This is a genomic window from Pseudomonas sp. P5_152, from assembly GCF_033989915.1.
In the GTDB taxonomy this organism is placed as follows: domain Bacteria; phylum Pseudomonadota; class Gammaproteobacteria; order Pseudomonadales; family Pseudomonadaceae; genus Aquipseudomonas.
The window spans coordinates 588,344-608,743 of sequence record NZ_JASFAH010000002.1; the positions used below are offsets into that span (position 1 = coordinate 588,344).

A 20,400-nucleotide genomic window follows, 5' to 3' on the forward strand; every position below is an offset into this window, starting at 1 on the left:
TCTGGTTTTCATTTCTCATCCCACCTATCTCCTGACACTTCCACACGATCAGGAGAACGCTGTGTTTAACCCGTGGCCCAATGCCCTTTCCTTCGCCGTTGCCCTGGCAACCCTGGCCAGCCCTGTCCTGGTGCAGGCGCAGAGCCTGTCCTTCAACCTCCCGGCCGGTCCGCTGGCCCGTACGCTGAATGCCATTGCCAGCCAGAGCGGGCAGATCATTTCCCTGGACCCTGGCCTGGTACGGGACAAGCTGGCTCCCGCCGTGATCGGCCAGATGCCCACCGAGCAGGCCCTGCACATGGCCCTGGCCGGCAGCGGCCTGCAACTGCGCGTGACCGGGCAAGGCAACTACAGCGTCGAGCCGACCACGGACAGCCAGGACGCCCTGCAACTGGGGCTAACCAGCATTGTTGAACAAAGCACCGACGCCACCACCGAGGATTCGGGCTCCTACGCCGCCCGCGCGGTAACCATCGGCAAGGGCAGCCACAGCCTCAAGGAAATCCCCCAGTCGGTCAGCGTGCTGACCCGCAAGCAAATGGATGACCAGGGCCTCACCGACCTCAAGGATGCGGCCAACCAGACCACCGGCCTGGTGGGCGTCCAGGGCGTCGGCAAAGGTATGATCCTGACCTCCCGCGGGTTCCAGATCGATGACTGGCAATACGACGGTGTGCCAATCCCGCGCAATACCTACGCGCTCGGCAACTGGGCGACCCAGGACCTGATCTTCTTCGACCGCATGGAAGTGCTGCGCGGTGCGTCCGGCCTGCTCCAGGGCGCGGGCAGCCCCGGCGGTGCGATCAATCTGGTACGCAAGCGTGGCCAGAACGCTCCGACCGTGGCCCTCACGGCCAAGGCCGGGACCTGGGATCACTACGGCCTGCAACTGGACGCCGGTGGTCCGCTGAACAGCAGCGCCACCGTGCGCGGCCGGGTGGTGGCGGACGAGGACCAGAGCCAGTCGTTCATCGACTATGAATGGAGCAAGACCCATTCGTTGTACGCGGCACTGGACTTCGACCTGCAGGACGACACCACCCTGGGCCTGGCCGTGAGCAATTCCGACGCCTCCGCCCGGCCCATGCTGCGGGGCCTGCCGCGCTACGCCAACGGCGATCCGGTGGACGTTCCGCGCTCGACCTACACCGGCTCCGGGTGGAACCGCTCGCACATCGATGTCACCACGGTCTACGCCGACCTTGAGCACCGATTCAACGACGACTGGAGCGCCAAGGTCGGCGCGGTACGCATGAGCGAAAACAACGACTCGACCCAACAGCGGGTGCAAAGCAGCGGGGATGGCCTCAACCTTGATGGCAGCGGTGTGCAATATGCCGACTGGGTCACCGACTTCGACTCCACCAAGGTCGGCCTGGACGCTAACCTGGTCGGCCGCTTCGAAGCCCTGTCGATGGCCCAGGAAATCATCGTCGGCGGCAACTACTCCAAGTTCACCTCCGATGACCGCATCGCCCGGACCTTCAACGACAGCAGCGACAGTATTTTTGCGATCAACCACCAGCGCCCCGCCATCAGCTACGAAAGCCTGCTCAACACCCCGGGAGGGCGTGGCACCAGCAGCAGCTACGACATTCGACAAAAAGGCCTGTACGGCACTTGGCGGGTCAAGCCGATCGAGCCCCTGACCCTGATCCTTGGCAGCCGGGTCAGTTGGTATGACTACCGCTACAGTGCCTCCAACGAGGCGGCCATCAGCCACGTCGTTACGGTCAATGAGCCCAGTAGCATGAGTGAAACCGGCGAAGTCACGCCCTTCCTCGGCGCCATCTACGCGCTCAACCCGCAATGGTCGGTCTATACCAGCTACACCGACGTGTTCCAGCCGCAAAGCGAGCGCGACGCCAGCGGCTCGGTGCTCAAGCCGGTGATCGGCAGCAACTACGAAATCGGCCTCAAGGGGGAGTTGCTGGACGGACGGGTCAACACCTCGCTGGCGCTGTTCCGTTATGACCAGGAAAATCGCGCGGTAAATGACGTCGCGGCGGGCTATGCCTGCGATGGCTGGTACTGCTCGACGGCCTCGGGTAAGGTCCGCAGCCAGGGGTTGGACGCCGAGATCAGCGGCGAAGTGCTGGACGGCCTGCAACTGTTTGCCGGCTACACCTACAACACCACCAAGTACCTCGACGACCCGGTCAACGAAGGACGAGTCTTCAGCCAGTGGACGCCCAAGCATATGTTGCGGGTGTGGAGCGACTACCAGTTCAGCGGCGACTGGCGCCAGGTCAGCACCGGCCTGGGCTTCACCAGCCAAAGCCACACCCTGGGTTACGAGCGCACCTATGACGTCCCGGGCTACACCCTCTGGAACGCGCGCCTGGGCTATCAACTGAGCCCGGAAATCGGCCTGGCGCTCAATGCCAACAACCTGTTCGACAAACACTACTACGCGGCGGGCTACAACCAGCTCGATGGCAACAACAACTTCGGCGACCCGCGCAACCTGATGTTCAGCGTCAAATACACGCCGACGTTCTGAACCCACAACCTGCGCCTCAGCGCCGGACATCAGAGGATGCCCGGCCTGCGTAAATGGTGGTAGGACAGAGTCTTCAATCGAGCATCATGGAATGCTCCCGACGTGACCTTTGACGGTCACAGCAGGCCATTTCTCATTGCATACTCATACAACTCTTTATCGTTGCTGATTCCCAACTTCTAGCACCAGCAAGGCGCAGCCCACGCCGGCAAAAGAACCCAGGGTGCGGCGAAAACCACCGCCCAGCCCGGCATTCAAGGCCATGAAATTGACCGGGCCGGGGCTGTACATGACGCTGAAGGCGTAGAGAAAGATTTCCATGAGCTGGCTTGCTGAACCTTGAGAGTGGCGATGCCCTGCAAGGGCGATAGACCCGTTGCAATTGACTGAACGACGCAGTCTACGCAGGCAGCTGCCGACCTGGCTTGTACCTGTGCGGGTGATGAAATTGCTCATTGACGCAGGACCACCCGCCGCTTATTGATAGGCGGCGCCGATCACTACAATAAAAGGACGACTCATTGACCAGCCTCAGACAGCGTGCCGCCCAGGGCCTGAAGGTGGGCGACAGCTTCACCCTCAGCCGCCACTTCAGCGAGGCCGACATCCAGGACTTCGCGAAGATTTCCCGAGACTACAACCCGGTGCATTGTGATGCCCGCTTCGCCGAGGCGCGAGGCTTTCGGGCGCCGGTGTCCCACGGCCTGCTGACCGCCAGCCTGCTCACCGAAATCGGTGGACAGATTGGCTGGTTGGCGGCTGGCATGACATTCGAATTCAAGAAGCCGGTGTATGCCGGCGACCGCATCACCTGCCACTGGGTCATCACTGAAATCACCGACAACGCCCGGGCCAAGGCGGTAGTAACCATGACCAACGAAGACGACGTTGTGGTGTTGCAGGCCCATACCAGCGGCATCGTACCGAGGGCAGAAGAACGGCAAATCCTCAGCCGGATGCTGGCCGAAGGCGACCCCAGCAACGGCGCCCGTGAAGCCTGCGCCCTGGCGACGCCTGCTATGCTGCTCTGACACCGCGACGCCGAGATCCCCTGCTGCTGGGGTCCGTCAACGATTTTCACGGGAGCGCACAGATGAACCGTCTCACTGCGAAAGACTTTGCCCCTGAACTGCTGGAACTCTACGACTACTACGCCCATGGGCGAATCAACCGCCGCCAGTTCCTCGATCGAGCGGCGTTGTTCACCTTCGCCGGCATGAACGCCAGCGCCCTGCTCGCCGCCCTGAGCCCCAACTATGCGCTGGCCGAACAGGTGGCCTTTACCGACCCGCAGATTCTCGCCGAGTACGTCACTTACCCCTCGCCCAAGGGCCATGGCGAAGTTCGCGGCTACCTGGTGCGCCCGGCCAAGGCCAGCGGCAAGCTGCCAAGCGTGGTGGTGGTGCATGAGAATCGCGGGCTCAACCCCTATATCGAGGATGTCGCACGGCGCCTGGGCAAGGCCGGCTTCCTCGCCCTGGCGCCCGACGGCCTGAGTTCGGTGGGCGGTTATCCGGGCAACGATGACAAGGGTCGCGAGTTGCAGGCGAAGGTCGACCCGGCCAAGCTGATGAACGATTTTTTCGCCGCTATCGAGTGGCTGATGAAACACGACGCCAGCAACGGCAAAGTCGGGATGACCGGCTTCTGTTATGGCGGTGGGGTGTCCAATGCCGCCGCAGTGGCCTACCCGGAACTGGCCGCGGCCGTGCCCTTTTATGGCCGCCAGCCGGACGCCAAGGATGTACCACGGATCAAGGCGCCGCTGCTGTTGCACTACGGCGAGCTGGACAAGGCAATCAACGAAGGCTGGCCAGCCTATGAGCAGGCCCTGAAGGCCAATGGCAAGACCTATGAAGCCTACATCTACCCCGGCGCCAACCACGGCTTCCACAACGACTCGACCCCGCGCTACGACCAGCAAGCCGCTGAACTGGCCTGGAGCAGAACCCTGGCCTGGTTCAATCGATACCTGGTCTAGAAGCTGCCCTGACAAGGGACCAAGTTGTTCGCAGATTTTGCATGTACCCACTCAACCTGTGGGAGCGAGCCCTGCCCGCGAAAAGCCTGAGGGCGCTGCTGGGTGTCAGACTGTACGCGTCATCGTTGACGACCATCGCGGGCAAGCCCGCTCCCACAGTAATTTGCAGTGCTTGCAGATCCCGCATACACCCACTGAACCTGTGGGAGCGGGCTTGCCCGCGAAAAAGCCTGAGGGCGCTGCTGGCTAGCAGACTGTACGCGTCATCGTTGACGACCATCGCGGGCAAGCCCGCTCCCACAGTAATTTGCAGTGCTTGCAGATCCCGCATACACCCACAGAACCTGTAGGGGGGGCTGGGCGGGCCCCGCGAAAAAGCCCGAGGGCGCTGCTGGGTGTCAGACTGTACGCGTCATCGTTGACGACCATCGCGGGCAAGCCCGCTCCCACCGTTATTTGCGGTGCTTGCAGATCCCGCATGCACCCACTGAACCTGTGGGAGCGGGCTTGCCCGAAAAGCCCGAGGGCGCCGCTGGGTGTCAGACTTTACGCATCATCGTTAACGACCATCGCGGGCAAGCCCGCTCCCACAGTAATTTGCGGTGCTTGCAAATCCTGCATGCACCCACTGAACCTGTGGGCGCTGCGGGGTGTCAGACTGTACGCGTCATCGTTGACGACCATCGCGGGCAAGCCCGCTCCCACAGTAATTTGCAGTGCTTGCAGATCCCGCATACACCCACAGAACCTGTGGGAGCGGGCTTGCCCGCGAAAAGCCTGAGGGCGCCGCTGGGTGTCAGGCTGCACGCGTCATCGTTGACGACCATCGCGGGCAAGCCCGCTCCCACAGTAATTTGCAGTGCTTGCAGATCCCGCATACACCCACAGAACCTGTAGGAGCGAGCCCTGCTCGCGAAAAGCCTGAGGGCGCCGCTGGGTAGCAGCCTGTACGCGTCATCGTTGACGACCATCGCGGGCAAGCCCGCTCCCACAGTAATTTGCAGTGCTTGCAAATTCCTGCATGCACCCACAGAACCTGTGGGAGCGGGCTTGCCCGCGAAAAAGCCTGAGGGCGCTGCTGGCTAGCAGACTGTACGCGTCATCGTTGACGACCATCGCGGGCAAGCCCGCTCCACAGTAATTTGCGGTGCTTGCAAATCCTGCATGCACCCACTGAACCTGTGGGAGCGGGCTTGCCCGCGAAAAGCCCGAGGGCGCCGCTGGGTGTCAGACTGTACGCGTCATCGTTGACGACCATCGCGGGCAAGCCCGCTCCCACAGTAATTTGCAGTGCTTGCAGATCCCGCATGCACCCACTGAACCTGTGGGAGCGGGCTTGCCCGGAAAAGCCTGAGGGCGCTGCTGGGTGTCAGCCTGTACGCGTCATCGTTGACGACCATCGCGGGCAAGCCCGCTCCCACAGTAATTTGCGGTGCTTGCAGATCCCGCATGCACCCACAGAACCTGTGGGAGCGGGCTTGCCCGCGAAAAGCCTGAGGGCGCCGCTGGGTGTCAGACTGTACGCGTCATCGTTGACGACCATCGCGGGCAAGCCCGCTCCCACCGTTATTTGCGGTGCTTGCAAATCCTGCATGCACCCACTGAACCTGTGGGGCGGGCTTGCCCGCGAAAAGCCCGAGGGCGCCGCTGGGTGTCAGACTGTACGCGTCATCGTTGACGACCATCGCGGGCAAGCCCGCTCCCACCGTTATTTGCGGTGCTTGCAAATCCTGCATGCACCCACTGAACCTGTGGGAGCGGGCTTGCCCGCGAAAAGCCTGAGGGCGCCGCTGGGTGTCAGACTGCACGCGTCATCGTTGACGACCATCGCGGGCAAGCCCGCTCCCACCGTTATTTGCGGTGCTTGCAAATCCTGCATGCACCCACTGAACCTGTGGGAGCGGGCTTGCCCGCGAAAGCCTGAGGGCGCTGCTGGCTAGCAGACTGTACGCGTCATCGTTGACGACCATCGCGGGCAAGCCCGCTCCCACCGTTATTTGCGGTGCTTGCAAATCCTGCATGCACCCACTGAACCTGTGGGAGCGGGCTTGCCCGCGAAAAGCCTGAGGGCGCCGCTGGGTGTCAGACTGTACGCGTCATCGTTGACGACCATCGCGGGCAGACGGAGCGCCGCACGACTCTCTCCCACCAAAAAGAGCGGGTAGTCAGTTCAGCTGGATTTTTTTAGTTTCTTCAAACGCAGCGTTGCCCGTTGCACCGCCGCCATCTTTTCCGGGCGCTTCATGCGTTTCCATTGGCGGATGTCGTCCTTGGTCCGGCCGCAGCTGACACACAACTCGCCGCTCAACTGGCAGACGGCAATGCACGGGTTCTCGATGTCCTTGGCCATGGTTCAACCCCGCAGCGCTTCGCAGGCGAACTGCACGTGAGTCGCGATCTGCTGGAACGCCACCTCGGCCTCGCGCAATGCGACTGCCGTCAGCTCGAGCATGCGCTCGCCCTCACCGCTGGCCAGAGCCCGATCCAATTGGGCTTGGTCCTGAAACACCCAGGTCACCCGCAGGCTGGCGGGGAACCGTTGATAATCGACCTCGTGGGTCAACCAGCAGAAGCCGACGATCTCGGCCTTGGCTGTTTCGCAGGCCTCGGTCAGGGTAGCGATCAGGCGGCGCTCGATGTGCGCCTGTTCGCGTTTACTCAGTGCCATGGGGGTTCCTTGAATGACGTGCAGCTAAAGCGCCCATCATACGTGAGCGGCGCCACACCACAAAAAAGCCCAGCACTAAGCTGGGCTTTTTCACATCGTTTGAAAACCTGCGCACCCCTCAAGCGGGTTGAAGGGCGCCCAAGGTCTTACAGCGCCATGTCGGCCGCTGGGTTGCTCGGCACAGGCTTGGCCGGGGCTGCCGGGGTTGCAGCCGGCGCCAGGGCCGGGTTGATCGCCGGCGGCGGATCCAGTTGCAGGACCTCGCTGGTGTAAGCCCATTCCTGGGCTACACGGGCTGGATCATCGTTGAGCTTGGTACCGTAGCTCGGCACGATCTGGTGCAGTTTTTCCTGCCAGGCCGGAGTCGCTACCTTGTCCTTGAAGACCTTCTCCAGCACGCTGAGCATGATCGGTGCTGCGGTCGAAGCGCCTGGCGATGCGCCCAGCAAACCGGCGATGCTGCCGTCTTGCGAAGCCACGATCTCGGTGCCCAACTTCAGCACGCCGCCCTTCTCTTCGTCACGCTTGATGATCTGCACGCGCTGACCGGCCTGCCACAGACGCCAGTCTTCAGCCTTGGCGTTCGGGAAGTATTCCTTCAGGGCGTTCATGCGGTCGGCGTCCGACAGCATCAACTGACCGGCCAGGTATTCAACCAGTGGGTACTGCTCGATGCCCACCTTGGTCATTGGCCAGAAGTTGTGGGTGGTGGTGCTGGTCAGCAGGTCGAAGTACGAGCCTTCCTTGAGGAACTTGGTGGAGAAGGTCGCGAATGGGCCAAACAGGATCACGCGCTTGCCATCCAGCACGCGGGTATCCAGGTGCGGAACCGACATCGGCGGTGCGCCAACCGACGCCTTGCCGTAGGCCTTGGCCAGGTGTTGCTGGGCAATGGTCGGGTTCTCGGTGACCAGGAACGAACCACCCACCGGGAAACCGGCATATTCCTTGGCTTCCGGGATACCGGACTTCTGCAGCAGGTGCAGGGCACCGCCGCCAGCGCCGATGAACACGAACTTGGCGTCGGTCTGGGTTTCGCTACCGTCTTTCAGGTTCTTGTAGGACACACGCCAGGTGCCGTCCTCGTTGCGCGCGATGTCTTCGACTTCGCTCGACACTTTCAGCGAGAAGTTCGGCTTGGTCTGCAGGTAACCGGCGAACTGGCGGGTGATCTCGCCGAAGTTGACGTCGGTGCCCAGGGGCGACCAGGTGGCGGCGATCTTCTGGTTCGGATCACGGCCTTCCATCATCAGCGGGACCCATTGCTTGATCTGGGCCGGGTCTTCGGAGTACTGCATGCCAGCGAACAGCGGGCTAGCCTGCAGGGCTTCGTAGCGCTTCTTGAGGAACTTGATGTTGTCGTCGCCCCACACAAAGCTCATGTGTGGCGTGGAGTTGATGAACGAACGAGGATCTTTCAGGACGCCGTTCTTGACCTGCCAGGCCCAGAACTGACGGGAAATCTGGAAGGCTTCATTGATTTCAATGGCCTTGGGGATTTCGACCTTGCCGTTCTTGTCTTCCGGCGTGTAGTTCAGCTCAGCCAGGGCGGAGTGGCCGGTACCGGCGTTGTTCCAGCCGTTGGAGCTTTCCAGGGCGACGCCGTCGAGACGCTCGACCATCTCCATCGACAGGCCAGGCTCAAGTTCGTTGAGCCAGACACCCAGGGTGGAACTCATGATGCCGCCACCGATCAGCAGCACATCGACTTTTTTGGTTTCAGCTGCATGCACAGGCATCAGGGCCATCGACATGGCCAGGCCAAGTAGCCCCTTGTTCATTTTTTTTAACATTCGGTAATACCTAGGATAGAACGCCATTCACCCCGTTCACGATCATGAGGCGCCCTGGCTGGCAACATGCACTGGCGCATGCCGACGAACCCCGCACTCAGGAAGATCGGTGGGTGAACATATAAGGCCGACAAACACTGTCGACTTCACGTTTAGGCCCCTCCCGCGCTGACTTTCTTGTAAGTCATTGGCTTCAGCTACATGGGTGACACTAATTTCGGATACAACTTCAAGCGCAGTGATTAAACAGAGTAGACCCGCTTGCTCAAATACGCCCGTCAACCGCTTCGCGGCACTCACACCCAACGCCTGAAGACGCCGGATGCCCATGATCCCCGAGGCCGCGAGCCTCCGTGCCGCGGCATTCTACCTCAGGTGCGGCGCTCAACGAACCCGCAAAACCGCTTGATTAGCGCCTGCAGCGGCCATTGGCAAAAACCGTTTAAATTGGCCCCTTACTGCGCCGTGCCATTACGCGGCTTGTAGAACAGAAACTTACCGGTCTCGGCGGTCTTGATGTACGTGCGCGACCAGTCGGGTTTCACATTGCGATCATGGAAATACAAGGCGCCCAGGGTGCGGTCCTTGAGTTGCTGGTTGAGGGCTTTGCGCGCGATCTCCTTGGCCTCGGTGTACTCGCCCTCCTCCCGGACCTGATCCGAGCGACCGTCGCACCACCAGGAAAACTGGCAGGCGCGGGTCTCGACGCCCTGCTTGACCACGCCACACACGGTGTCGGGAAAACCTTCATGGCCCAGGCGGTTCATCACCACGCTGGCCACCGCTTCCATGTCGGCCGTGGAGATACCTTTAGCCTCCCAGTAGATCGTCCGCGACAGGCAGGTGATGGCATCATCCAGCGGCGCCTTGCCTACCGGATCGACCACCTGCACCTCGCTGGGGGTGATGGCCTGGGTCTTGGGCACCGGAGCCGTCCCGGCCTTGTCGACGACTTTCTGCTCGAGGACCTCGGCCTTGTCCTCGACCACCGCGGCCGGTTTTTGCGCCGTTTGTGCCGCGACTGCCTGGCTACCCAGGAGCGCAAATAGCAAACCACTGACCATCCAGATGCAACGCATGAGCGCACCCTGCTGATAGATTGGCGACGGGCCCAAACAGTCGACACTGCGGCCGATTGACAGGCTTAAGCGTAGCTGCGAAGTAAAAACCCGTTGCGCGACCCGGGGCAAGATCGCGCATCATGTGCCCAGTCAGTTCAAGGGAGACTTCCATGCGCGTCCTGTCATCCATTTTGCGTCTTGCCACGTTGTCGCTGGCAATCGGCTTTGCCAGCAGCGCGGCGGCCACCGAGGAAAGCCAACTGGTGGAGTCGATCAACACCTATCGCAGCCAGATCCAGCGCTGCGCGGGCCAGGCCGCCGGCGAACTGCCTGCGCTGGCCGCCGACCCGCGACTGGTACTGTCCCCCGACAGTAATATCGGCGACCTGCAACAGGCCATGGCCCGCGCGGCGTACCCGATGGTCAACGTGCAGGCGATCACCCTCAAGGGCCCACTCAATGCCCAGGCGGCGATGAAAGCGGTGCAGGAAAGTTTTTGCCAGGTGGTGCTCGACCCGCAGTTCGTCGATATCGGGGTCAGCCGCGCTGGCCCGACATGGCGCATCGTCCTGGCGCGGCCGCTATTGAGTGGGCGCCTGGGGGATTGGCAAACCGAAGGCCAGAAGCTCCTGGAGTTGATCAACAGCGCCCGCGCCCAACCGCGCCAGTGCGGCACCCAGGCATTCAGCGCCACCACGCCCCTGGCCTGGAACGCCACGCTCGCCACTGCCGCCCAGGATCACAGCCGGTCGATGGCCAACAACAATTTCTTCGATCACAAGGACCGCGACGGCCGCACCCCCGGCGACCGCGCGGAACTGGCCGGCTACAGCGGCCAACTGGTGGGCGAGAACATCGCCGCCGGCCAGGACACCCCGCGCAAAGTGCTCGACGGCTGGCTGTCCAGCCCCGGGCACTGCGCCAACCTGATGAACCCGCAATTCAGCGAGCTGGGCGCGGCCTATGCGGTGGACCCGAAAAGTGACGCGGGCATCTACTGGACGAGCCTGTTCGGCACGCCATAAACCACGCGCCTTAACGCCGGTCATCCGACAACGGCGTCGGCTCGTCAGGTGGTGGTACCTGGGGGTTGGCGCCGGGCGCATCCGGGTCCATCGGACGCTCGACATCAGTGCCCTGGTCCTGGCGATCGGGATCGCCATTGACGTTGGGGTCAGTCACCGGATCGTGTTGCCGGGCCGGATCCGGTGGATCACTGGGGCTGGGTTCATTCGGGGTAAACATGGACATCATCGTGCACCTCATTCAAGACGCCTGAGGGGGCACCAGGCCCCGCCAAGCGTTTGGTTCAAGGGGTAATCAGTCATTGGGCAGCGGCATATCCTTGTCACTGGGAATGCCATCGCCCTCGCTGGGTTCGTTCCAGTCCTCAGGCCGTTTGCGAGGTACCACATCCGGACGCGCCAGCGGATCGGACAACCGAGGATCGTCCTCCGGTGCCGGGTCGGCAGTGGATGGATCATCGTCCAGGGGTTCGTCCTGGAAACTCGAGTCAGTAGACATAGTCACCTCACCGATTGAGGTCCAGAAAGCCTGGGCCGTACTCGTTGGAAGGCGGCCATGCGCCGGGGTGCGGGCGAGATGACGAACGGTTTGCGGCTGCCGGGCCAGGCGGCAAATCCCGACTAGGCTGAGTCAGGCCTGTACCTCATCCCACGACTCAAGGAGACTCCCATGGCATTGCGCATCAACGACCTCGTCCCCGACTTCAGCGCCGACACGGACCAGGGCCCGATCCAGTTCCATGACTGGATCGGCTCGGGCTGGGCGATCCTGTTTTCTCATCCCAAGGATTTCACCCCGGTATGCACCACCGAATTCGGCGCGGTGGCGCAACTGGCCGCCGAATGGGCCAAGCGTGGTACCCAGGTGATCGGCGTGTCCGTGGACAGTGCCGACTCGCACACCCAGTGGAAGACCGACATCGAAGGTTTCTGCCGCGCCAGGGCCGACTTCCCGATCATTGCCGACGAGGGCCTGGCTGTCTCCAAGGCGTTCGACATGCTGCCCGCCGAAGCCTACCTGCCCGATGGCCGGACGGCCGCCGACACCGCCACGGTGCGTTCGGTATTCATCATCGGCCCGGACAAGAAACTCAAGTTGTCGATGACCTACCCGATGTCCGTCGGGCGTAACTTTGCCGAGGTGCTGCGCGCCCTGGATGCCTTGCAGTTGACCTACAACGTACCGCTGGCGACGCCGGCCAATTGGCAGGCGGGACAGGATGTAATCGTCGCCCTGGCGCTCAACGATGAGCAGGCCCGGGACAAGTACGGCAGCCTGGACATCCACCTGCCGTATCTGCGCACCACCGCGGCGCCGAAGTAAGCGCAAACGACAGCCGCCCGGGCCGTAGCGACGGCACGGGCGCTTGCCCTACACCAGGCGTTCGATCTTCTGATGGCGCCACACCAGCCGGTAGTAGGCAGTCTGCAGTGCCAGCATGCTCAGGTAGGCGACTGGAAAGGCCATCCACACCCCGGGCAGACCGAAACGTGCATTGAGCAGGTAGGCCACCGGCAACTCGACACCGAGGATGCAAAACAGCGAGATCGCCACCGGCACCAGCACCGTACCGCTGGCCCGCATGATCCCGCCGATCACCGACTGGAAGCCGAACACCAACATGCTCCAGAGCATGATGTGCAACAGATGCTGGGCCTGCGCCTGGGTCGCTGGTTCCGTGATGAACAACCCCAGCAGCCAGTGCGACAACAGGTAGCCCAGCAGCACCAGGCCGCCAGTCAACCAGACGTTGATCAACAGGCCCGTGCGCAGGATCGCGCCAATGCGCTCGACGCGTCCGGCACCAATGGCCTGGGCCCCGAGGATCGAGGCGGTGATGGCGATCGACAGCGCGGGAAACTGCACGTAGTTGACGATCTGCGTGACCGCGCCGTACGCCGCCGTGGCCTGGGAGCCGTGCTGGTTGACCAGCGCCAGGATCACCAGTTCGGACAGCGAAATCACCACCATCTGCAGCCCCGTGGGCAAGCCGATCCGCAGCACCTTGGCCAGGATCACCCGGTCCAGGCGCATCGCGGCCAGCAACGCACGATCCGGGGCCAGCACATGAGCCTTGCGGTTCAAGTGCCAGACCAACCACAGCATCGCCGCCAGGTTACCCGCCAGCCCGGCCCACGCGGCACTCTGAATCCCCATCTCGGGCAAGCCAAACCAGCCGCGAATCAACGCCGGCGTCAGCAACAGGCCAATGCAGGTCGAGACCACCAGCGCCAACAGCGGCGACAGCGTATCGCTGACCCCGCGCAACAACTGGGTGAACAGCACAAACACCAACAGCAGCGGCATGGTCCACATCATCACGCGGGCGTAGGCGACCGCATCCTCCAGCACGTCCGCCGGGGTGCCCAAGCCCTGCAATGCCTGCCGGGCGAACACACTGCCGAGCAGCGCCGCGACCAGGCCGATCAGCGCCCCCAGCAGCAGCGTGGTGCCGGCGATGGCCTTGACCATCGCCGGCTCACGCGCGCCCCAGGCCTGCCCAATCAACACCCCGGCGCCGGCGCCCAGGCCGATCACCAGGGCAATGAAGAAAAACACGATGGGGAACATCCCGGACACCGCCGCCAGCGCCTGGGTACCGAGCATTTGACCGATGTAAATACTGTTGACCGTGCCCGACATCGACTGCAGGAAATTCGACAGCACCATCGGGGCGAGGAACAACAGGTAGGTTTTCCAGAGGGGGCGCGGCGAAACCGGGTTGTGCATGGAGGATCCATCTCGGACGGGCAATAGAATGTGCTCGCCGCAGTCTACGCCAAATCGCTTCTACCGGGCCTGGTGGAGGGAAGCGAGGTGACAATAGTTATAGCGGTACCGCAATCCTATTCCTCGCACTCTGTGGCTAAGACAGCCCGCACTTTTTGGCCACTCTGTTCATGCAGGCAGTGCGCATCAACGTTGACGACCATCGCGAGCAAGCCGCAAGCGGGCACCCGTTCCCACAGGATTTACGGCGTGCCCACAGATTGCAGCAATCCGGGATGGCCCCATCGCGAGCAAGCCGCAAGCGGACACCCGCTCCACAGTGTCCGGTATATGCAGGGACCTGTGGGAGCTGGCTTGCCAGCGATAATCGCAAGGACGGCGCGGTGCATCAGGCAGTGCGCGTCATCGTTGACGACCATCGCGAGCAAGCCGCAAGCGGGCACCCGATCCCACAGGATTTACGGCGTGCCCATAGATTGCAGCAATCCGGGATGGCCCCATCGCGAGCAGGCCGCAAGCGGGCACCCGCTCCACAGTGTCCGGTATATGCAGGGACCTGTGGGAGCTGGCTTGCCAGCGATAATCGCAAGGACGGCGCGGTGCATCAGACAGTGTGCGTCATCGTTGACGACCATCGCGAGCAAGCCGCAAGCGGGCACCCGCTCCCACAGGATTTACGGCGTGCCCATAGATTGCCGCAACCCGGGATGGTGGTGTGTCAGGGTCCATAAATGTTGGCTGTGCTGGCCCCATCGCGGGCAAGCCCGCTCCCACAGGGGAGATTCATACACCAGGGAAAAGCAGGCCGGTAGGCCGCCTCGCCCGCCCTTGCCACTCAACAGGCCGAGCGTTAGCTCGCCTGCAGCTCTTGATCCACCTGCCCCATCGGCAGGCTGAGCGAAGGTATGCATCCGGATTTTGGTTACCACCATGGAGGCCTTGAGCGAGTAGCGCAGTGCTGGATGGGCCCGGTGCCGGGTTATTTCAGGTCCAGGCAATAGGTGTAGTAGCCCGGGTCGCGGACGTAGCCCAGTGACTCATACAGGCGTTGCGCAGTGTGGTTGTCCGTGGCAGTTTCCAGGACCAAACCCTTGGCCCCGGTGGCCACGGCGAACTCCCGGGCGGCGTTCATCAACAAGCTCCCTACTCCGCGCCCGCGGGCCTGGGAGGCGGTGAACAGGTCGCTGAGCAGCCAGGTACGATGGGCATCGATCGAGGAAAAACTGGGGTACAACTGCACGAAACCCAGCGCCTGGCCGGACGCATCCTGCACATAGAAGATCACCGACTCGTCGCGGGCCAGGCGCTCGGCGAGGAACTGCCGCGATTGAGGCAGGTTCGCTGGCTGGCCGTAGAAACCTCGGTAGGCATCGAACAGGCCGGCAACTTGATCCACACGGGAAGCATCGGCACGCAGCAGTTCAAGGGTCATGGGCAACTCGGATCAGGTCAGGGCTCGATCCTGAAGTCTAGCCAAGCCCGCCAGCCACGCACGGGCTTTTCTGAGCGCCAGGCCCCGCGATCAAACAATCGGGGCAAACCCGGCCGGGGTGTCCGGCCAGGGGCTCAGCACCTCGAAGCCATCGGCGGTCACCGCCACCATGTGCTCCCACTGTGCCGAAAGTGAGTGATCCTTGGTCACCACCGTCCAGCGATCGCCCAGGGTGCGGGTGTGGGGTTTGCCAGCGTTGAGCATCGGCTCGATGGTGAAGATCATCCCCGGCTTGAGGATCAGGCCCTGGCCGGGATGGCCGTAGTGCAGCACCTGCGGCTCGTCGTGATAGACCTTGCCGATGCCGTGGCCGCAGTACTCGCGCACCACACTGTAGCCCTCGCGGTGGGCCACGGTCTGGATCGCATGACCGATGTCGCCCAGGGTCGAGCCCGGGCGCACGGTGCGGATCCCCGCGCACATGGCTTCATAGGTGGTCTCGACCAGGCGCCGGGCGTCCGCGCTGGGTTCGCCGACGAAGTACATGCGGCTGGTGTCGCCGTACCAGCCGTCCTTGACCACCGCGATGTCGATGTTGAGGATGTCGCCGTCCTGCAGGGCCTTGCCCGAGGGAATCCCATGGCAGACCACTTGGTTGACCGAGGTGCATACGGTTTTCGGGAAACCGTGATAACCGACGTTGCCGGGAATGGCTTGCTGCACGTTGACGATGTAGTCGTGGCAGATTTTATCCAGTTGATCGGTGGTGACCCCCGCCTTGACGTGCGGGGTGATCATCGCCAGCACTTCGGCGGCGAGCATCCCGGCCGTACGCGACTGGGCGATCTGTGCCGGGGTATTGAGCGGGACTTTCGCACTCATCGCGAGGTCCCCCCGACCGCCCGCACTGCCGGGCTCAAGGCCTGGTCCGCCGGTGCGCACAGTTGGTTCAAGTCGAGGCCACCGGCCTGTTCGGCACGAATCAGCAAACGGCAGATATCGCTGTGGTCGAGGTTGGGATGCAACTCACTCAACATGCCGATACGCATCCAGTGCTCGGCCTGGGCGTTGATCGAGCGACTGAGCGCATCACTGGCGACACGCAGGTTCTCATGCATGCCTTCGGAAATTTTTACGATACCCATGGCGTCACTCAATATGAAATGTATACGTTTCGTATATTAAGCCAATCCAGGGCGCGATCGCAATTGGCGGATTGCACAGGTGGGTGAAGGCGGCCTTCCCTTGGCGTGACAAGCCGCGAAAAAACCTTGGCCTGCTTCTTTTAACCGCGCCTTGGTGTTAAATAGCCCGCTCAGGGCGCAAGCCCGGACCCTGGCGGGTAATACAGTGCAACGAGAGCCGATATGAAACAGCAGTTTGAGGTCACCGAGGTATCCATTGCGCAGCTGCGGGCTGCGCTCGAATCCGGCCGGACAACTTCGGTTGAGCTGGTCCAGGCCTATCTTGCGCGAATCGCCGCCTACGATGGCGCCGACACCCCCACCGCGCTGAATGCCGTGGTGGTGGCCAACCCGGACGCGCTGCAGGAAGCCCGGGCCAGCGATGAGCGGCGCGCCAAGGGCCAGACACTCGGACCGCTGGATGGCATCCCCTACACCGCCAAGGACAGCTACCTGGTCAAGGGCCTCACCGCCGCCTCCGGCAGCCCGGCCTTCGCCAATTTGATCGCCTACCGCGATGCGTTCACCATCGAACGGCTGCGCGGCGCCGGCGCAATCTGCCTGGGCAAGACCAACATGCCGCCCATGGCCAACGGCGGTATGCAGCGTGGGGTCTACGGCCGCGCCGAAAGCCCGTACAACGCCGCCTACCTCACCGCGCCCTTCGCCTCTGGCTCCTCCAACGGTGCCGGCACCGCGACCGCCGCCAGTTTTGCCGCCTTCGGCCTGGCCGAGGAAACCTGGTCGAGCGGTCGTGGGCCGGCGTCGAACAATGGCTTGTGTGCCTACACGCCATCGCGCGGGGTGATCTCGGTGCGCGGCAACTGGCCGCTGACCCCGACCATGGACGTGGTGGTGCCCTTTGCCCGCACCATGGCCGACCTGCTGGAAGTCCTCGACATCGTGGTCGCCGAGGACCCCGATACCCGTGGCGACCTGTGGCGCCTGCAACCCTGGGTGCCGATCCCCAGCGTCGCCTCGGTGCGTCCGGCGTCCTACCCGGCACTGGCCGCCAACGCCGCAGCCCTCGCCGGCAAACGCTTCGGCGTGCCCCGTATGTTTATCAATGCCGACCCGGAGGCCGGGACCAGCGCCGCGCCGGGAATCGGTGGCCCGACCGGGCAGCGCATCCACACCCGCGAGTCGGTGATCGGTCTCTGGCAAGAGGCACGCCAGGCCCTGGAAGCGGCTGGTGCCGAAGTCCTCGAAGTGGACTTCCCGCTGGTCTCCAACTGCGAAGGCGATCGTCCCGGCGCGCCGACCGTGTTTACCCGCGGCCTGGTGTCCAAGGAGTTCCTCCATCACGAACTGTGGGACCTGACAGCCTGGGCCTTCGACGATTTCCTGCAGGCCAACGGCGATCCGCAGTTGCAGCGCCTGGTGGACGTCGACGGTGCGCTGATTTTCCCCCACGACCCCGGCACCCTGCCCAACCGCGAAGGTGACCTGGTCGCCGGCATGGACGAATACGTGCGCATGGCCGAACGCGGCATCACCCCCTGGGACCAGATCAGCACGGTGCCTGACGGCCTGCGCGGCCTGGAGCAGACCCGGCGCATTGACCTCGAGGAGTGGATGGACCGCCTGGGGCTCGACGCCGTGCTGTTCCCCACCGTCGCCGACGTGGCGCCGGCCAATGCCGATGTCGATCCGGCGGCCGCGGATATCGCTTGGAGCAACGGCGTGTGGGTGGCCAACGGCAACCTCGCGATCCGCCACCTGGGCGTGCCGACCGTCACCGTGCCCATGGGCGTCATGCCGGACATCGGCATGCCCGTCGGGCTGACCTTTGCCGGTCGGGCCTATGACGATTCGGCGCTGCTGCGGTTTGCCTCGGCGTTCGAGTCCACGGGTTCCAAGCGCCAGGTCCCGCCGCGCACCCCGCCACTGTGACCTGCGCGGGACTGGCGCCGCCCTGGCGCCAGTCCCCTGCCCCGCGTCTCACTTGATCCGGTAATGAAAGGTATTGCGCACCGCTGGTACAGCCACCGCGCGACCGTCCACCATGCGTGGCTGATAGCGAAAGGTGTTGGCCGCCGCCAATGACGGACGCATGAACAACGGATGGCAGCCGTCGAGCACCCGCGGGTTTTCCACTTTGCCCTGGGGGTTGACGGTGTATTCCACCGAGCAGTCGCCCTCGATGTTCTTGTCCAGGGCTCGCTGCGGATAATCCGGCGCCTCCTTGCTCAACGGCAGGTACTGACGACTGTCGGCCGCCGCCTGCTGGCGCGTGCGTTCGGCTGCCTGGCGCGCCTGGTCGGCACGCTGCGCCTGGTCTGCCTGCTGCTGGGCCAGGCGTTGCTGCTCGGCTTCGCGGCTGCGCTGCTCCTGGGCCACGCGCTGGTGTTGTTGCTCGGCCTCGCGAGCGCGCTGCTCTTCGACCCGCTTGCGAGCGAGGCTCGCCTGTTCCAATTTGCGGGCCTGGATCTGCGGGTCGACTGCCGGTTTGACCGCTGCCGGAGCCGCTGGTACCGGCGCGGCCACTACCGGCGCAGGCGGTGCAGGCTCGACCACCGCCGGCAGCGGTTCAGCGGCGGGGACCGGGGCTGGCGGCGCCGGGGGCAACATCACCAATTGGGTCCGCAGCACCGCAGCCGGCGCTGGCGGTGGTGGCGCCACCGACCAAGTGTGCACCAGCAACGCCAGGACCAGCACATGCAGCGCCACTGCCAGGCCCGCCGCCAGGCTATTGCGCCAGAACCCCGACTGATCGGCGCGTGGCAACACCAGGGCTGGGTGGGCTATGCTCATGCTGGTCATTGCGGCGCCTCGGTAACCAGTCCGAGGTTGCTCACCCCGCCCTGCTGCAACGCCGCCATGGCCGCCACCACCGTGCCGTAGCCAGCGTCCTTGTCGGCGCGGATATAGACCTGGGTCTGGCTGTTGGCCGCAACGATGTCCGTGACCTTGGCCCGCATCTCGTCCAGGGTCAGCGCGCTGTCGGTCTGCTGCTGGGTGTCGAGTTCCCCTCCCAGGTTCCAGGAGTAACCGCCCCCGGCCTGCACCGACAGCGTGAGGATCTGTTGGCGGCTGTCAGTGGCCAGGGCTTCGCTGGCGACCTTGGGCAGCTCGATCTTCACGCCCTGGGTGAGCATCGGCGCGGTGACCATGAAGATCACCAACAGCACCAGCATCACGTCGATATAGGGCACGACGTTCATTTCGGCCTTGGGCCCGTGTTTGCGTTGCGGCCTGACTAACATTGGCTCTCTCCTGCTCAGGCGGCTACGGCCAGGTTGATGGAGCCGCCGTGCAACGTGCGATGCAGGCGCACCTGCAGTTCATTGCCGAAGGCGTAGTAACGGGTCAGCAGGGTCTGGCTGCGTGCAGAAAAACGGTTGTAGGCGATCACCGCGGGAATCGCCGCAAACAGGCCGATAGCGGTGGCAATCAGCGCTTCGGCGATTCCCGGCGCCACCGTGGACAAGGTTGCCTGCTGCACCTGAGACAGGCCGAGGAAAGAGTTCATGATCCCCCACACGGTGCCGAACAGGCCGATGTAAGGGCTGACCGAGCCGACCGTGGCGAGAAACTGCAGGCCCTTTTCCAGCTTGATCTCTTGCTCGCTGAGGGCCACGAACATGGCTCGCTCCACGCCCTCGAGCACCACCTCGGGATTGTTGCCGGGGTGCTGGCGCAGTTGGCTGAAGGCCTGTAGGCCGCTATGGAACACCGGCTCGATGCCGGCCTCGGGATCGCTGCTCTGCGCGGTCTCGCGGTACAACGGCTGCAAGTCCGGGGCACTGCGAAAGCGCTGGATAAACGCGTTGGCCTGGCGTTCGCGCTGGCGCAGCACACGGCTGCGGGCAATGATCAGGTACCAGCTGAGTACAGACGCCAGCAACAACGTGAGCATGACGGCTTTGACCAACAGACTGGCGTCGCTGATCAGCCCCCAGACGGTCATATGTTCCAGTGTGGCCTGCATGGTGAAGCTCCTTGGTGGGTGCCCGGTGGCGGTTGCCGTGCAACGGCCGCCAGGCTATTCGATGAAAAACCGATGACAGGTTGATGACAGC

The 20,400-nt window shown here is 63.4% G+C and carries 19 protein-coding genes and 1 pseudogene; 6 read left to right on the forward strand and 14 right to left on the reverse strand.

Annotated features, from left to right (window positions below):
• Positions 1 to 61 precede the first annotated feature (61 nt).
• Positions 62 to 2,503: a TonB-dependent siderophore receptor gene (locus QMK50_RS02475; RefSeq protein ID WP_320332444.1), complete on the forward strand. Its 2,442-nt coding sequence runs from the start codon at positions 62 to 64 to the stop codon at positions 2,501 to 2,503.
• Between the two features lie 174 nt (positions 2,504 to 2,677).
• Here QMK50_RS02475 and QMK50_RS02480 read toward each other — a convergent pair.
• Positions 2,678 to 2,824: pseudogene (locus QMK50_RS02480) on the reverse strand (LysE family translocator); the annotation flags it as partial.
• Between the two features lie 200 nt (positions 2,825 to 3,024).
• Between QMK50_RS02480 and QMK50_RS02485 the strand changes: the two are divergent.
• On the forward strand, positions 3,025 to 3,534 hold the full coding sequence (locus tag QMK50_RS02485; protein ID WP_159996511.1) for a MaoC family dehydratase: 510 nt from the start codon (positions 3,025 to 3,027) through the stop codon (positions 3,532 to 3,534).
• Between the two features lie 62 nt (positions 3,535 to 3,596).
• On the forward strand, positions 3,597 to 4,484 hold the full coding sequence (gene yghX / locus QMK50_RS02490) for a YghX family hydrolase (protein ID WP_095169065.1): 888 nt from the start codon (positions 3,597 to 3,599) through the stop codon (positions 4,482 to 4,484).
• Between the two features lie 2,170 nt (positions 4,485 to 6,654).
• On the opposite strand, the gene QMK50_RS02495 is transcribed toward yghX, so the two are convergent.
• The 4 genes from QMK50_RS02495 to QMK50_RS02510 form a co-directional block, all read right to left on the reverse strand.
• A complete protein-coding gene (locus tag QMK50_RS02495) occupies positions 6,655 to 6,834 on the reverse strand; it encodes a DUF1289 domain-containing protein (protein WP_095169917.1) in 180 nt (59 codons plus the stop codon).
• Between the two features lie 3 nt (positions 6,835 to 6,837).
• Positions 6,838 to 7,152, reverse strand: coding sequence for a hypothetical protein (locus tag QMK50_RS02500; RefSeq protein WP_166590616.1), 315 nt, complete (start codon positions 7,150 to 7,152; stop codon positions 6,838 to 6,840).
• Positions 7,153 to 7,298: 146 nt separating this feature from the next.
• Entirely contained in the window at positions 7,299 to 8,945 is a 1,647-nt protein-coding gene (gene mqo, locus QMK50_RS02505; protein WP_095169912.1) for a malate dehydrogenase (quinone), read from the reverse strand.
• Positions 8,946 to 9,400: 455 nt separating this feature from the next.
• Positions 9,401 to 10,024 (reverse strand): cell wall hydrolase, encoded by a 624-nt coding sequence (locus QMK50_RS02510; RefSeq protein WP_159996515.1) that lies wholly within the window; start codon positions 10,022 to 10,024, stop codon positions 9,401 to 9,403.
• A 152-nt stretch (positions 10,025 to 10,176) separates the two neighbouring features.
• Between QMK50_RS02510 and QMK50_RS02515 the strand changes: the two genes are divergently transcribed.
• Entirely contained in the window at positions 10,177 to 11,031 is an 855-nt protein-coding gene (locus QMK50_RS02515) for a CAP domain-containing protein (protein ID WP_320332445.1), read from the forward strand.
• Positions 11,032 to 11,041: 10 nt separating this feature from the next.
• Here QMK50_RS02515 and QMK50_RS02520 read toward each other — a convergent pair whose 3' ends face one another.
• Together QMK50_RS02520 and QMK50_RS02525 are read right to left on the reverse strand one after the other, a co-directional pair.
• On the reverse strand, positions 11,042 to 11,257 hold the full coding sequence (locus QMK50_RS02520) for a hypothetical protein (RefSeq protein WP_237234923.1): 216 nt from the start codon (positions 11,255 to 11,257) through the stop codon (positions 11,042 to 11,044).
• 69 nt (positions 11,258 to 11,326) lie between these two features.
• Positions 11,327 to 11,530, reverse strand: a complete 204-nt coding sequence (locus QMK50_RS02525; protein ID WP_095169908.1) for a hypothetical protein — start codon at positions 11,528 to 11,530, stop codon at positions 11,327 to 11,329.
• Positions 11,531 to 11,701: 171 nt separating this feature from the next.
• On the opposite strand from QMK50_RS02525, the gene QMK50_RS02530 reads away from it, so the two are divergent.
• On the forward strand, positions 11,702 to 12,355 hold the full coding sequence (locus tag QMK50_RS02530) for a peroxiredoxin (RefSeq protein WP_095169907.1): 654 nt from the start codon (positions 11,702 to 11,704) through the stop codon (positions 12,353 to 12,355).
• A 48-nt stretch (positions 12,356 to 12,403) separates the two neighbouring features.
• On the opposite strand, the gene QMK50_RS02535 is transcribed toward QMK50_RS02530, so the two are convergent.
• From QMK50_RS02535 to QMK50_RS02550, 4 genes are all read right to left on the reverse strand, one after another.
• On the reverse strand, positions 12,404 to 13,762 hold the full coding sequence (locus QMK50_RS02535) for an MATE family efflux transporter (protein ID WP_320332446.1): 1,359 nt from the start codon (positions 13,760 to 13,762) through the stop codon (positions 12,404 to 12,406).
• A 979-nt stretch (positions 13,763 to 14,741) separates the two neighbouring features.
• Entirely contained in the window at positions 14,742 to 15,194 is a 453-nt protein-coding gene (locus tag QMK50_RS02540) for a GNAT family N-acetyltransferase (RefSeq protein WP_320332447.1), read from the reverse strand.
• Between the two features lie 90 nt (positions 15,195 to 15,284).
• Positions 15,285 to 16,076 (reverse strand): type I methionyl aminopeptidase, encoded by a 792-nt coding sequence (map, locus tag QMK50_RS02545; protein ID WP_159996525.1) that lies wholly within the window; start codon positions 16,074 to 16,076, stop codon positions 15,285 to 15,287.
• Positions 16,073 to 16,339: a ParD-like family protein gene (locus QMK50_RS02550; protein ID WP_095169903.1), complete on the reverse strand. Its 267-nt coding sequence runs from the start codon at positions 16,337 to 16,339 to the stop codon at positions 16,073 to 16,075. Before QMK50_RS02550 ends, map begins: the two co-directional genes overlap by 4 nt.
• Before the next feature lie 222 nt (positions 16,340 to 16,561).
• On the opposite strand from QMK50_RS02550, the gene QMK50_RS02555 reads away from it, so the two are divergent.
• Positions 16,562 to 18,271, forward strand: coding sequence for an amidase (locus QMK50_RS02555; protein ID WP_320332448.1), 1,710 nt, complete (start codon positions 16,562 to 16,564; stop codon positions 18,269 to 18,271).
• 48 nt (positions 18,272 to 18,319) lie between these two features.
• Here QMK50_RS02555 and QMK50_RS02560 read toward each other — a convergent pair whose 3' ends face one another.
• From QMK50_RS02560 to tolQ, 3 genes are read right to left on the reverse strand one after another with little or no spacing between them, the layout of a single operon-like run.
• A complete protein-coding gene (locus QMK50_RS02560; protein ID WP_320332449.1) occupies positions 18,320 to 19,141 on the reverse strand; it encodes an energy transducer TonB in 822 nt (273 codons plus the stop codon).
• Entirely contained in the window at positions 19,138 to 19,584 is a 447-nt protein-coding gene (gene tolR / locus QMK50_RS02565) for a protein TolR (RefSeq protein ID WP_095169900.1), read from the reverse strand. The genes QMK50_RS02560 and tolR overlap by 4 nt, the downstream gene beginning before the upstream one ends.
• 14 nt (positions 19,585 to 19,598) lie before the next feature.
• Entirely contained in the window at positions 19,599 to 20,309 is a 711-nt protein-coding gene (tolQ, locus tag QMK50_RS02570; protein ID WP_095169899.1) for a protein TolQ, read from the reverse strand.
• Positions 20,310 to 20,400 lie beyond the last annotated feature (91 nt).

Excerpts from the sequence above, each read along its gene's own strand:
- yghX (WP_095169065.1), top strand. The coding sequence starts at position 3,597 with ATGAACCGTCTCACTGCGAAAGACTTTGCCCCTGAACTGCTGGAACTC.
- QMK50_RS02495 (WP_095169917.1), bottom strand. The coding sequence starts at position 6,834 with ATGGCCAAGGACATCGAGAACCCGTGCATTGCCGTCTGCCAGTTGAGC.
- QMK50_RS02500 (WP_166590616.1), bottom strand. The coding sequence starts at position 7,152 with ATGGCACTGAGTAAACGCGAACAGGCGCACATCGAGCGCCGCCTGATC.
- mqo (WP_095169912.1), bottom strand. The coding sequence starts at position 8,945 with ATGTTAAAAAAAATGAACAAGGGGCTACTTGGCCTGGCCATGTCGATG.
- QMK50_RS02510 (WP_159996515.1), bottom strand. The coding sequence starts at position 10,024 with ATGCGTTGCATCTGGATGGTCAGTGGTTTGCTATTTGCGCTCCTGGGT.
- QMK50_RS02515 (WP_320332445.1), top strand. The coding sequence starts at position 10,177 with ATGCGCGTCCTGTCATCCATTTTGCGTCTTGCCACGTTGTCGCTGGCA.
- QMK50_RS02520 (WP_237234923.1), bottom strand. The coding sequence starts at position 11,257 with ATGTCCATGTTTACCCCGAATGAACCCAGCCCCAGTGATCCACCGGAT.
- QMK50_RS02525 (WP_095169908.1), bottom strand. The coding sequence starts at position 11,530 with ATGTCTACTGACTCGAGTTTCCAGGACGAACCCCTGGACGATGATCCA.
- QMK50_RS02530 (WP_095169907.1), top strand. The coding sequence starts at position 11,702 with ATGGCATTGCGCATCAACGACCTCGTCCCCGACTTCAGCGCCGACACG.
- QMK50_RS02535 (WP_320332446.1), bottom strand. The coding sequence starts at position 13,762 with ATGCACAACCCGGTTTCGCCGCGCCCCCTCTGGAAAACCTACCTGTTG.
- QMK50_RS02540 (WP_320332447.1), bottom strand. The coding sequence starts at position 15,194 with ATGACCCTTGAACTGCTGCGTGCCGATGCTTCCCGTGTGGATCAAGTT.
- map (WP_159996525.1), bottom strand. The coding sequence starts at position 16,076 with ATGAGTGCGAAAGTCCCGCTCAATACCCCGGCACAGATCGCCCAGTCG.
- QMK50_RS02550 (WP_095169903.1), bottom strand. The coding sequence starts at position 16,339 with ATGGGTATCGTAAAAATTTCCGAAGGCATGCATGAGAACCTGCGTGTC.
- QMK50_RS02555 (WP_320332448.1), top strand. The coding sequence starts at position 16,562 with ATGAAACAGCAGTTTGAGGTCACCGAGGTATCCATTGCGCAGCTGCGG.
- QMK50_RS02560 (WP_320332449.1), bottom strand. The coding sequence starts at position 19,141 with ATGACCAGCATGAGCATAGCCCACCCAGCCCTGGTGTTGCCACGCGCC.
- tolR (WP_095169900.1), bottom strand. The coding sequence starts at position 19,584 with ATGTTAGTCAGGCCGCAACGCAAACACGGGCCCAAGGCCGAAATGAAC.
- tolQ (WP_095169899.1), bottom strand. The coding sequence starts at position 20,309 with ATGCAGGCCACACTGGAACATATGACCGTCTGGGGGCTGATCAGCGAC.